The organism is Candidatus Thiodiazotropha sp. AKIB8, assembly GCF_058244675.1.
On record NZ_JBSYOO010000028.1, the window covers coordinates 1 to 13,070 of the forward strand.

Consider the following 13,070-nt stretch of genomic DNA (forward strand, 5'->3'; position numbering starts at 1 on the left):
CAGCACGCTGTGGGTGTGGTTGTGCATCACCGCATAAGCGCAGATGGAGATTGAGAATATCCCATCCAGCTGCTTGAGCTTTTCTACTATCCAGTCTCTACGGTGTGCGTAGCTACGGCCGGTTAACTCATCCTCTCCGCACAGGTAGGCGCGGCGGACACAGCGCGATATGCAGTGGTAATAGGGGGTTTCTTCAAGACAGATCTGTTGCTTGCGCGATATTGTCATGGCCGGTTCCTTGGCTTGCTTACATTCCTTGTACCGTCTGACTTTAACTCACCTGAATGTTCTTTTCAAATGATGCCTGTCCTGGTTTATATCTGACCAACCACCATTCTTGAATATTACTCTCCATTTAAATAGGCCAGTGTTGGTAATTTTATGGATAGTATTAAAGCTTAACTGAACAAGTTTTCCACTATAAAACTCAAATTTTACCCCCTCATCATTGATGTATATTAATTTTGGCCATCTAAAATAAAAAAACAGAATTAGCAGAGTTAGAACACAAAACAATGCTGGGATACCACCAAAATAACTATATGCAAAATTAAATGCGATAACGATAAAGCCAAATAGATAAATTCCTCCTAATCCAATACTTGGTCTTACTTGCATTTCATTCATGTCCTAACGAGGCTGTAGAAAACACAAAAAAGTGGCAGTTCATTTTCTTCAGTAAGATTAATGTTCAACATTATTTTAGTATCCTTTAATATCTAAACTACTTCGACAAACAAAGCTATTTATTAATAATTGGCTTCTTTAAGTTGCTATCTTTCCGTAATTCATAATCTTTTCGATATTATGGACTATACAATAGAGTTGTAAGGTAAATATCGATCAATATTGAGAACACCCCAATTTTAAAATAATGCAATCACTTTGGAAATGATGCAATATTTTTTTCGGGTGTCCTTTATTTTACTAACGCTAACAATGTTCACCAACAACTCTAAGACAATATATGAGGCTTCCCAAGTTCTCGAGTATACCTCTTCTTGCATGCCACAGCCTGTGGACTCCGGAGGCCCTCCACATCCTAGCCATTTCTCGGATGCTTCATTTTGGCTTCGAGTGCGTTAAAACCCTCGCCAACCTCAACTTGCATTTCGAAGCTGTACCAACTCTCAGGGTATACGGTTACCCCTACGGCCTACAAGATTCTCTGTGTACGCTTCGTCTGGTTTGTTCGCAGCATTTCAGCCACTCCGCCTCAGACGCAACACTCGATACCGGTGGTTGGCTAGACCTTACCGGACAGGGACTTTCACCCTGCAAGGTACACCAAGCTTAGCTTGGCGCTCTAACGCCCCAATCACCGGGCCGGCGGAGTGGAGCAATTTTTGTGGTATAAAGGAGTGTAGCGACACCACAAAATATTGCGCAACGTAGCTGGCTCCGCGTGCATTGGTTTGTTATGCGCCAACCCACCAGATTATTCGTCAACAAAATTCGTATAGATATCGTGTTCTACGGATTCATCAATTTTTTGGGCTTGATCGTTGTCATGCAAATGATCAAACTTCCCTTCCGCGAACTTGGATTCCCAGTACTGTTCCAATACAAACTGATCTTCGGGCGAAAGTTTATCTAAAACTTTCATTGATGCTCTATACACTTCATCCCAATCTACTTCGCCTGTTGGATTCACGTAACCTCTTCGTGCTATTGCATCTTGATCTTTTTCCTGAACGCACTTAGAAAAAGCAATTCGTGCTAAATTTATTGCTAACGATGTACTGGATAAATACTTATATTTATTTTCGTCTGAGTACAAGCTTACAATCACATCCTGAGCAAGGTCTTTTGAAGTTTCCTTATCAGCGCCTTTTGATTGGAAGAATTTAATTAGTGTCTTTCTATAAAATTCAAGCCTCTCGCTGACCGGATCAGTTGCTTTTTCATTTATTCTCCAAATACCAACAACGCTGTTTCCATTGATCTCAAATTTTTCATTTTTTAGATATTCTTTCTGAATCCTACTAAACGATTCAAAAGTTGATTCTATTTGTAGTATCACAGAACCCTCTGATATTTCTGTTATGGTGACTGTTGGATCTTTTAGCTTTTTTTGTAAATGTTTAATCAATGCATCTACTTTATCTTTACTAGATTCATCAAACTCAGCATCAAGAACAAGTGAATACTTTACTTTTGTTTTTGGAAACTCTGGTTCTTTTCCATGATCAGGTGGAAATTGCGGTTCTGAAGTGGGCTTTCTCCTTCCACCTAAAATAATCCCTTTAACTATACCTTTAGCTTCATCTCTGTTTTTACCAACTAGGTCGGCATAGATTCTCACCTTCAGCAATCCATCAGGTTCACAGGGCCTAACTCTTATTGGGATCACCTTTTGTTTCTCTCCTACAGGGTCATCCGCAAATGCTGACTGCCACTCAGCAGCTGTAAATCCTGAACTTAGAAAATCTTCAGTCAGAATGCAGATGGTTGTGTCCGCGTTTTTTATTGCGGCGTTCATTTCCTGAGTCCAGCTTTTTCCTGGGACAAAGTCCCATGCCTGGATGATCGCTTGACATCCTAAGTCTTCAACAATCCAAGCAATCCATTCAGCCCAGGCTATATCGTTTTTGTTGTAACTAATAAAATACGATTTTGACATTATTCAATACATCCTATTGCTAAATTTGTACGCGCATAACGGTGTGGCTGTCCGGCGCCAGCTGCCGCTGTTTCAGGAAACACGCCGCGCTGTCCCCGGCGTCCGTACCAGCCATTGGTTAGGTGCCAAGGCCTGCTACAGCGTACGCTGCTGAATGAGCGGACGCGTGATGCTTTATTATAATTGCCAAGCTCACCAGGTGCTACGTTGAAAAGAGCTACACACATTCGAGCCTGCAAGATGCCAGAAGAGTGCTTCCCCAGCGTGGTGGCACGTAAAGGGGTGAAGCTATTTGCGGCACAACGGTGTTCGGGCAGCGAGAGAAAGCCATTTTGCTGGAATGCCTCTGAATGATACGAAGTGCGTTTTTGACTCACCTTGAAAGGAACTCCATTTATCAAACCTTGCGGCACTTAACGCCGCAAATCACCGGATGGTAAAAGCTGCAGAGCGAGGTACGAGCGGCGCAGCTTTTGGCAGTCCGAGTAAATTTGTCTTGTTATGCCTTTCTTTCATCTATTACCTTGCCATTCCTGATAACTTGGATATGAACACTGTCGGAAACAGAAACCTGTTCGGAGATTCCAACCATAACTTTATTCAAAAATGACATCATGTAATTTTTTGTAGTGCTGTCTGGTGTCAATTTTACAGAAACGATATTCTCAGCATCGGAAATGAGTTCTGCTCCTGATTGCAAGCCTAACGGGCTGACTATAATTCCACCTTCTGCGCCTGAGTCATATATTCTGTACGCCAAAGCACCCATTTTTTCTTGATTTTGTTTTGATGTTGTATATCTCCTGCATTCAACAATTACAAAACCTTCATTATTCTTCTTGAACCCTTTACCATCAATTTCCCAATTTGTTCCTGATTTCTTACCTTCAATGCTTTGCTTATTCTCGACTCCATCCAAGCTAAATTCTTTTGCAAATTCATTTAGAAGGTATACAGCAACCTCTTCGTATGACTCCCATTTTTTGTCAGTCATCGTGATTCCTTAAAGGCATAACGACCTGGCTCAGTGGGGCGAGCGATAGCGAGTTTCCACTGGAGCCTATGGTTAAATGCTTTACTCAAACGCATCTTCAACGAACCCGACAGCTATTTCATGGATATAGGATCCAACTGGTGAAATGACAATCGAATTATAGTTATCTTCACTCTCCCTAAACGCTAGATATGAGACTGCTGGATTATCAACTTCACCGCCGGTGGAACTCCCATCAATTAAAGCTGCAACATTAAAGACAAGTGTGTCAGTTAAGTCGTAGACAGCTTGTTCTTTCAATCCATATTCAACTAGGACATGCTTTATTGAACGGACTAATTCTTCTGTAAATTCTTCTTGCTTTTGATCGAATATTTTTTGATTTTCTATGATTTCCATACTCTTTCCTGTATGCATTTAACGCTGCCTTCAGCGGAGCGGGCGCGTTAGCGACTGCGTCCGCTGGAAGGCCTTGTTATGCGATGAGCTCATAGTTTGAACCCATTTTTCAATTTTCGACTTCTCAGCAGAATCTAATCTATAGAGTTTTGCTTTACAGTAGTCATGGGCTCCACTGGTTAGTCTGCTTGTGGTTGCCACAATTCCTTTGGTTGCACCTGCATCGTCTACAGTTGCCCAAAATGCACGAACAGAATCTACCTGCACGGGATTATGGTCTGCGTATTTTTTACATTGGACTAAAATCATCTGTGGCCCTGACATTGGGTCGTCTTTTTTTGCAATTACGTCAATTCCACCATCTCCGCGCCCAGTTGTTACTTCAACCTCATAGCCATTTTTTCTGAAATATTCGCCTGTCAAATACTCAAATTGTCGCCAATGGATATCACCAATTTCGTTTTTTTGGCGATCAAGGTAATCAATGTAACGTTGATCAAAATAGCAATCTGGATTATTTGAGTTCGTGATTTCTTCTGTATCAAACAGTGCATCTAAGGGCAAAGACCTATCCCAATCAACGGACTCAGGTATTTCGTTATGAAATACATACCTATCTTTAAAATCTCTTTCAAGCTTATCAATCAATGGAATAGCTAAATATTCCTCAGGTAGATCTTTCTTATCTAAAGCATTCTCGACAAGGTGGTGTTGTAGAATTGATACTGCTTTAACCTTTGCCATGACGTCTTTTTCATCGACTTCAAGTCGATCAAGATTACATTCAACAAACTTTATAACTACTTGGCTTAAATCATCCTCATCATTTAATGCGCCAACTTTATACATCAAATGAATGAATGCTTGTTCAAAATCGAGCATATCAATTCGGATGATTTCTTCCTTATCACCTAGCCACCAGCCTTCGGTTAAATCATCCAGAAACTCAACAGCCTTACTTTCCGAAAGAGTCAGACCAGCCTTGATGCTTACGAGATCAATTAAGTTGTCAATCAGATGTTGTCTAGGTGACCAAACGTGCACTTATATTCCTTTTTTACGCATAACGGCTCAGCTCAGTGGGACGAACGAAAGTGAGTATCCACTGGAGCTGATGGTTATGTTTAAATTTGATAAGTAGATACCTTAATTTCAAACTTGTATTCTTCAGTGACATTTTCTGGAATTATATCGTAACATCTATTTACTATATTTCGCTCTTCACTAGCATTTAGATTTTGAACAGTGCTACTGCATTCTTCGACAAGATAATCATTTTTGTACACATCTAATTCTACTCGTACATTTTTATACAACTGACCAGTGTTGTTTTTTATTTTATAAGAATACTTAAACTCCTTTTGATCAAGTATTGGAATGTATCCTAATATCTCAATTTCGTTTGACTCTTGATTATATGCCTGGCATTTCGAATGCTCATTCCAATTAGTTCTTTTTATTTTATCTGCGGTAGTAACAGCCACAAATACTCCTAAGCCAAACAAAAACCCAAATAATATATTTTTTCCGATCCATACGAGTTTATCCTTCATCAGATATCCTTTATTTTTGAAACATAACGCCTGCGCTCACCCGAGCGGAAGGAGCGGTAATGACTGGAGCGTCGGGTGCAGCGCATTGTTATATGATTATTCTTTAACAGGACCAATTACCTTACCATCCATTAAAATGGCAGCCCAATTACCAGAACCAAATAATCGATTACCGTCAATAATTGGCTGGAATTCGACAACATATAACCATCTGTCGCGGTGGGTGGAACAATTGTAGCCTTTAAGCTCTAAACTCCTGACCTTGACACTGTCATACCGTTTGTACTTATCTTTTGCCCATTCCATTGCAGCTTGATATGCCTGAGTGATAGATAGTGGTGGATCACCATCACTGATTTCCCATTTTGGTGCACCTAGCATTTCTTCCTCCGAAACTTTCAGAGCTATCCTTTTTCCATCATCTGTTTTCGTGCTTACTAATGCTCCATCACATGCAAGTAAAACCTTAACAGGTAGAAATAGGGCAGAAATCACTACCAAATATCTGATCATATTCTTTCTCATATAACGACCGGGCTCAGTGGGGCGAGCGATAGCGAGCGTCCACTGTAGCCCTTGGTTAGTGGTTTGCACATTCATGCACTTGCTGTGCAGCTTTTATGACTAAATTATTAAATTCTTCTTGTTGCTTTTCATCTTCCCATCTCCCTGCAATTGACCCTTCACCGATATTTTTTAATACACTAATACAGTCAGAAAAGATACCTAGCATATATGCGACCTCTATAGACCAGCCCTTTGGCATGAAATGGATAAACTCATTTCTGAGGGTATTTAGCTTTTTGATAGAGCTACCCTCTTGACCCTGAGGTGTAAATTTAAACCCTCGTATTTCATGCTTTTTAACTTTCTTATAAAGATTAAGAAAACTATCCATCTGGGTTTCAGGATATTCTGTATTAGCATCGTGTGCGGCTAACCATGCCTCAGCATCCTTTTGTGACATAACTAATAAGTCATTGCCGAAGCCAAGATGGAACGCCATGATGCTTTGGGTTGCGCTATGAAGCGAAATAGTTGCCCATTTAAAATACGATGAATCAGATTTAGCTTGTATTAATGCATCAATAAACAATCTCAATGAAGAGATGATGTCTTCTCTTTCATCAGTTCTCATCCATTCGTAGCTCATATGCTTTTACCACTAACAGTGGATTATGTGGACGGCTCATAAAATGACTTATGACGCCGGCACATTTAATGTCTTATGCAGACCAATCTACTGCTAATGTTCGCTCAAAACCACAAAACCGTCCGATACTAGAAACCACATTCCTAATAAACAACGCTCAATAAATTATGGAGCGCATAGCAAACCAAACGGCACCACAGCACATAGCTATCTGCCAGCTAGATTCTTCAAATTGGATTTCAACAGAAAAACCTCCATGTCTTTGCATGGATTAATGGATGATCTAATGCTCAAAGCATCAGTAAAAGCATCACGCTAACGACAAATCCATTTATCGGAAGATACAACCTGACTCAGATAAAACCCTGCTCTCTCAACAGGGCCTCAGTTAATCCTGAACCTGTCGTCTTGGCCGCTTGATCCCCCAACATCAGTCGTTCCAGGTAGCGGGCAATCAGGTCAACTTCCAGGTTAACCTCAGTTCCGGCACGGTAACCATCCATGATGGTCTCCTGCAGGGTATGGGGGACCAGGTTCAGTTCGAACTGGGCGCCGTTGACACCATTTACGGTGAGACTCACGCCATCAACACAGATCGATCCCTTCAGTGCGATATAGCGGGCTAGCTCCCGGGGGGCTGCAACTGTAAATCGGATGGAACGGGCATCGTCCCTTCGCTCCACGATATGGCCGACACCATCCACGTGACCACTGACCAGATGGCCGCCCAGTCGGGTATTCAGGGTCAGGGCTTTTTCGAGATTGAGTGGGGCTCCTGATTTGAGCTTGTGCAGGGTGGTCAATCCCAGGGTTTCTCTCGAGACATCGGCTTTAAAGCCTTTGCCGGTCAGCTCAATTACTGTTAGACAGATGCCGTTGCTGGCAATGCTGTCACCGAGGGCGACATCACTAAGATCCAGATCACCGCTGTTGATGGTCAGACGCTGATCCCCTCCTCTTGCTTCAACTGAAGCCAATTGACCGACTGCCTGAATAATACCGGTAAACATGGGTCAATCCTCACTCTGAATTGGGTTAGCGGTTATCCGTATATCGGGGCCAATCTGTCTGAGGTCGGTTATCTGCAGGGCGATGCGTTGCGACATCTGTTCCAGTCCCGGTATTGTGAATAAGCCTCTCGCTGAATTGCCCATCAGGTGAGGCGCCTGATAGATTATCAGCTCATCAATCAGGCCCTGCTCCAGCATGGCCCCGGCGAGGGTTGCTCCAGACTCCAGCATCACTTCATTGATCTCCTGACTCGCCAGGAACTGGAGAACTTCATTCAGGTCGAGACTCTTTTGATCACCCGGCAGAGTAATCACCTGGGCACCCGCTGCTTCGAGTGCGGCACCATGGGTTGGATTTTCGTCGCTGCAGACCACCAGTGTAGGCCCTGGCTGATTAAACATTTTGGCTGTTACCGGGGCATCGAGATTTGGATCCAACACCACCCGCACTGGGTGGGGTATCGGAAGATCCTCATCTATGCCCAGCTCTTGATGGGTAAGACGTACATTCATTGAGGGGTCATCGGCAACCAAGGTGCCAATACCGGTCATTATGGCGTGACTGGCGGCTCTCAGCCGGTGTACATCCCTCCTCGCATCCGGGGAGGTTATCCACTGGCTCTCTCCATTGGCCATGGCAGTGCGTCCATCCAGGCTCATGGCCATTTTACAACGCACAAAGGGTAACCCCTGAGTCATGCGTTTGATGAAACCGGGATTGAGTGCCTCTGCCTGGGTCTTCATCACGCCGGAGAGAACCTCAATACCCGCCTGCTTAAGTCGTTCAAATCCCTGACCTGCCACCTTTGGATTGGGGTCAGCCATGGCTGCAACCACTCTTTTCACTCCGGCCTCAATGAGGCCTTCAGTACATGGTGGTGTTCTTCCCTGGTGACAACAGGGCTCCAAGGTGACATAAGCAGTCGCACCCTTTGCTGCCGCTCCTGCATCGGCCAATGCATTGCGCTCAGCATGGAGTTCACCCGCTCTGCGGTGATAGCCCTCACCAACGATCTCTCCATCTTTGACCAGGAGACAGCCGACTCTCGGGTTTGGCTGGGTGGTATACCATCCCTGTTTGGCCAGTTGAATCGCACGCCCCATAAATCGATGGTCGAGATCACTGCTCAAGATTTTTTTTCCTCTTCTTTCAGGAGATCCAGTTGGCGACGTCTGGCTTCAGGACTTGGCTGCTGTTCTAGACGCTCTATCTCTTCCCGAAAGGCGTTGACGTCTTCGAACTTGCGGTAGACTGACGCAAACCGAACATAGGCGACCTGGTCGAGTCGTTTCAGCTCTTCCATCACCAACTCACCAATAGCGAGTGAGTTAATCTCTCTCTCCCCTCCCGCCATCAGTTTTCGGGTGATGTGGTTGATCGCAGCATCGACCAGTTCGGCACTGACCGGTCTTTTCTCCAAGGCTCGGGTCATCCCTGCTCGGAGTTTGCGGCCATCAAAATGGACACGACTGCCATCCTGCTTGACGACCCACGGGAGGTTGAGTTCTGCGGTTTCGTAGGTGGTGAAACGCTCTTTGCAGACCGTACACTCACGCCGTCTGCGGATCTGGTCACCCTCTCCCGCCAGGCGGGAGTCGATGACCTTGGTATCCTGGGCTCCACAAAATGGACAGCGCATTATTCAGCTGCTATCTGTTGCTGTATCGGCAGTGCGCTTCCGCACCCCGGTACTCTTTTGGGCAGATATCAGTTGGCATAGACAGGATGCTTGGCACAGATGTCCAATACCTTCGCCTTGACTGACTCAATGATTGCACTGTCACCCCGTCCATCGATGACATCGCACATCCATCCTGCCAGCTCGACACACTCAACTTCATCAAAACCACGAGTGGTGACCGCGGGAGTCCCAACCCGAATGCCGGAAGTAACAAAAGGTGATTGGGGATCGTTGGGTACGGCATTCTTGTTCACGGTGATGTTGGCAGCACCCAACCAGGCGTCCACATCTTTACCGGTCAGGCCGGCTTCGATGAAGCTCACCAGAAAAAGATGATCGTCAGTCCCTTTTGAGACCACATCGTAGCCTCTATCCATGAACACCTTGGCCATCGCCCGTGCATTGTCGATCACCTTCTGTTGGTAATCTTTGTACTCTGGCTCCATTGCCTCCTTGAAGGCCACTGCTTTGGCGGCGATGACATGCATCAGTGGGCCACCCTGAATACCGGGAAAAACCAGTGAGTTGAGTTTCTTTTCAATCTCAGGATTGGACTTGGCCAGTATCAAGCCACCGCGAGGACCGCGCAGGGTTTTGTGGGTGGTGGTGGTGGTGACATCTGCGATCTGAACTGGACTGGGATAGTGACCAGCGGCGATCAGACCCGCAACATGGGCCATATCGACGAACAGAAAGGCACCCACTTCGTCGGCGATATCACGAAAACGCTGCCAATCCACAACTCTTGAGTAGGCAGAGAAGCCCGCTACGATCATCTTTGGCTTGTGCTCTTTTGCCAGACGCTCAACTTCGTCGTAGTCGATCTCACCGGTCTCGGGATTGAGTCCATACTGGACTGCATTGTAGATTTTGCCGGAAAAATTTGGCTTGGCGCCGTGGGTCAGATGTCCACCATGAGCGAGACTCATTCCAAGAATCGTATCCCCTGGCTGGCAAAGGGCCATGTAGACAGCGGCGTTGGCCTGTGACCCGGAATGGGGCTGTACATTGGCGTAGTCTGCGCCGAACAGGGCTTTGGCGCGATCGATGGCGAGTTGCTCTGCGACATCAACATTCTCACAACCACCGTAATAGCGCTTATTGGGATAACCTTCGGCATACTTGTTGGTCATCACCCCGCCCTGCGCCTGCATCACTCTGGGGCTGGTGTAATTCTCTGACGCTATCAGTTCGATGTGCTCTTCCTGACGACGCTCTTCAGCCTGAATCGCCGCCCACAGCTCGTCATCATAACCTTGAATCTGCATACTCTTCTGGAACATATCGCCTCTCCGGCACCACACCGGAGTAACCCGGGCAGTTGAATCTTCAATTAATGGTTGTGGATCTCTAGTATATTTCCTGCAAATGACTATCAATGCGTCACAGCATGTCAGCGGCCATGATTTCGAGGAACTAGCGCCTATCGATAGTTACATTCACGGACGAAACATCCAGACCCGTGAAACAAGGGCGAAATATATCAAATATTCAGTTCTGAATCCTGCCTGATAATGGCTCAATTTACCCGGAGGATGATATGGAAGAGCTGAAGCGTCAGATCTCGACTTTGTTAATAGCTGTTCAGGGAAATAATCTGCTGCTCTCAGCTTTCCAGGGTGAGGCAAGCCACCCCTGGAAAGTCTCTATGGCTTAGCGCTTTCAGCCGCCAAGCAACCCTGTCTGCTTGGCTATCATCAGGATATCTTCCCTCAAACCAATAACGTAGATCGCAGCAATGCCTATAAAGAGCAGCATCAGCAGTAGAAACATGGTGATGAAGCCGCTGATCGCCATGCGTCTTTTCATTTTGACTTCGTCTGTCATTACCCTCGAGACCTGGCCCAATACTGGAAATTCCAATTCCGTACCCAGGGTACGCATATCAAAATAGACCGGCCTGAGTTGAGACAACAGAAAGGCGATACCACCACCGATACCCAGTGCCACAATCAATACCCCGATGGTTAGAAGAAGGCGTTTTGGCCCGACAGGGAACAGGGGTACAGTCGGTGGCTCGACCACTCTGAATTTCAGATTATCGCCAGCCTCATCCGCCCGCTCTGACATTTTTGCGGACTCCAGCCTCTGCACCAGCTCCTGATAATTCTCTTTGTTTATGTTGTAGTCACGATTCAACCGTGTCAGCTCTGCTTCGACCTTAGGCAGGGTATCAAGCTTCTTCTTGGTCTCATCGACCCGGCTTTGGTACTCATTGGCACGCAAGCGAATGGCTCGCAAATTAACTTCTGACTGACGATAGGCCAATTTAAGCTCTTCCAATGCACTGGAAACCCCAGGTGCACTTGAAGCGATAGGGCTTGGTGGCCTGCTGGGTGCGTTGGCAGCCTGCTTTCTCAACTCTTCGATTTTGGATCTTAACTCCTGTACATCCGGGTGTTGATCCGTATATCGAAGCAGTAAATCATCCAGTCTTGTCTGCATCGCCAACAGACGCTGCGCCATTGGCGAGTTTGAAGCGGCTGACAGGCCGAGACTGTCACTACGACTCTGCTCTTCAGCCAGGGTTGTGGTGTATTGACGTTTCAGCTCATCACGCCTTATGCGGGCCTCTTTAAGCTCTAACTGAACCTCTTCAAGATCTGTCCGGGCACTCTCCAATCGAGTGAAGATACCGCCATTCTCTCTCGGCAGGGTATCAACATTTTTGCGTTTGAAGTCTGTCAGTTTGTTCTCCGCCTCCAGGAGACGGCTTTCATATTCAACGATCTGTTTTTGCAGGAATTCTTGAGCAGCATCAGACTCTATACGGGTATCACCCAAGGCACTTTCCACAAAGATATCCAGCAGAACCTTGACCACCCTTTGCGCCATGAAACGGTCGTCATATTCAAAAGCGATGGTGTAGAAGTTTTCTGTTTCACGGCTACCTGGAATCGGACGGCGATTGACATCAACGACTATGGTCTTTCTCAACCAGTTAATCAGCTGCTCCTCCTCTTCACGTGAGGTCGCTTTGTGATCCAGATCAGTCAGCATCAGCAGCTTTTTGAGATTCTCATGGCTCAGAAGTGTGCGCGTCATCAGATGCAGGCGCTGATTCATATCATTCTGTACAGCCAACCCCTGGAGCAGAGGTCGAAGCACACTCTCGGTGTCGACATACACCTTGGCCTCGGACTCAAATTTATCCGGCAATACAAACACCACGCCCCAACCCATTACGGCAACAGCCCAGGAGATTGAGATCGCCAGCCAACGAAATCGCCAGGCTGAACGAATATAGTTTTTAATTTTGAAAATGATATCGTTCATCTAATTCTGCTTACTGCGGTTTGTAGTGCAAACAAAAACCGGTCCCCTTGTAATATCCTGGATCTATTAAGGTTATCTGACTTTGGATACGCATTCTAAAGGAGATCTAATCAGTAAAGTAGCCTAATATTCACATCGCAAGAAATTGAGCCTGACTGTTAGACCATGGAACAATTGAATCCTTCCATTTTTCCTACCCCTCAGCCACATCTCCTCACCAGCAGCCCAGCCATACTTAAATTATTTTTTCATATCTTTCATGTAGTTAAATAAATTACTTGCTCTGACATATAAAGTAAAGCAGCTCAAGGTAATTACAATTGAGTGCACAATGTCACTGCATCACTTTTCAGCCAAAATGTGAAATACCTATCTCCCCG

At 45.5% G+C, this 13,070-nt stretch carries 13 protein-coding genes and 1 pseudogene; all 14 read right to left on the reverse strand.

All coding sequences use genetic code 11. The annotated features are described in order from the left end of the window. Positions 1–228 (reverse strand): annotated as a pseudogene (locus AC4IFB_RS05605) (alpha-amylase family glycosyl hydrolase); the annotation flags it as partial. Between the two features lie 48 nt (positions 229–276). Continuing rightward, complete coding sequence (locus AC4IFB_RS05610; protein ID WP_490779622.1) at positions 277–618, reverse strand: hypothetical protein; 342 nt, start codon at positions 616–618, stop codon at positions 277–279. A gap of 820 nt (positions 619–1,438) precedes the next feature. After that, positions 1,439–2,623, reverse strand: coding sequence for a TIR domain-containing protein (locus AC4IFB_RS05615; protein ID WP_490779623.1), 1,185 nt, complete (start codon positions 2,621–2,623; stop codon positions 1,439–1,441). Positions 2,624–3,122: 499 nt separating this feature from the next. Then, positions 3,123–3,617: a hypothetical protein gene (locus AC4IFB_RS05620; protein WP_490779624.1), complete on the reverse strand. Its 495-nt coding sequence runs from the start codon at positions 3,615–3,617 to the stop codon at positions 3,123–3,125. 81 nt (positions 3,618–3,698) lie between these two features. After that, complete coding sequence (locus tag AC4IFB_RS05625; RefSeq protein ID WP_490779625.1) at positions 3,699–4,016, reverse strand: hypothetical protein; 318 nt, start codon at positions 4,014–4,016, stop codon at positions 3,699–3,701. A 30-nt stretch (positions 4,017–4,046) separates the two neighbouring features. Continuing rightward, a complete protein-coding gene (locus AC4IFB_RS05630) occupies positions 4,047–5,060 on the reverse strand; it encodes a restriction endonuclease (protein ID WP_490779626.1) in 1,014 nt (337 codons plus the stop codon). Positions 5,061–5,140: 80 nt separating this feature from the next. Then, positions 5,141–5,569 (reverse strand): hypothetical protein, encoded by a 429-nt coding sequence (locus AC4IFB_RS05635; RefSeq protein WP_490779627.1) that lies wholly within the window; start codon positions 5,567–5,569, stop codon positions 5,141–5,143. A 96-nt stretch (positions 5,570–5,665) separates the two neighbouring features. Continuing rightward, positions 5,666–6,082, reverse strand: a complete 417-nt coding sequence (locus AC4IFB_RS05640) for a hypothetical protein (protein WP_490779628.1) — start codon at positions 6,080–6,082, stop codon at positions 5,666–5,668. A gap of 67 nt (positions 6,083–6,149) precedes the next feature. Then, positions 6,150–6,722 (reverse strand): hypothetical protein, encoded by a 573-nt coding sequence (locus AC4IFB_RS05645; protein ID WP_490779629.1) that lies wholly within the window; start codon positions 6,720–6,722, stop codon positions 6,150–6,152. A 353-nt stretch (positions 6,723–7,075) separates the two neighbouring features. Beyond that, positions 7,076–7,732, reverse strand: coding sequence for a riboflavin synthase (locus AC4IFB_RS05650; RefSeq protein WP_490779630.1), 657 nt, complete (start codon positions 7,730–7,732; stop codon positions 7,076–7,078). Positions 7,733–7,735: 3 nt separating this feature from the next. Then, positions 7,736–8,863, reverse strand: coding sequence for a bifunctional diaminohydroxyphosphoribosylaminopyrimidine deaminase/5-amino-6-(5-phosphoribosylamino)uracil reductase RibD (gene ribD, locus AC4IFB_RS05655; RefSeq protein ID WP_490779631.1), 1,128 nt, complete (start codon positions 8,861–8,863; stop codon positions 7,736–7,738). After that, complete coding sequence (gene nrdR / locus AC4IFB_RS05660; RefSeq protein ID WP_490777506.1) at positions 8,860–9,372, reverse strand: transcriptional regulator NrdR; 513 nt, start codon at positions 9,370–9,372, stop codon at positions 8,860–8,862. The genes ribD and nrdR overlap by 4 nt, the downstream gene beginning before the upstream one ends. 68 nt (positions 9,373–9,440) lie before the next feature. Continuing rightward, the gene (gene glyA / locus AC4IFB_RS05665) at positions 9,441–10,697 is read right to left on the reverse strand and encodes a serine hydroxymethyltransferase (RefSeq protein WP_490779632.1); all 1,257 of its coding nucleotides are present in this window, start codon (positions 10,695–10,697) and stop codon (positions 9,441–9,443) included. Positions 10,698–11,076: 379 nt separating this feature from the next. After that, a complete protein-coding gene (locus tag AC4IFB_RS05670; RefSeq protein WP_490779633.1) occupies positions 11,077–12,690 on the reverse strand; it encodes an XrtA system polysaccharide chain length determinant in 1,614 nt (537 codons plus the stop codon). Positions 12,691–13,070: the final 380 nt, after the last annotated feature.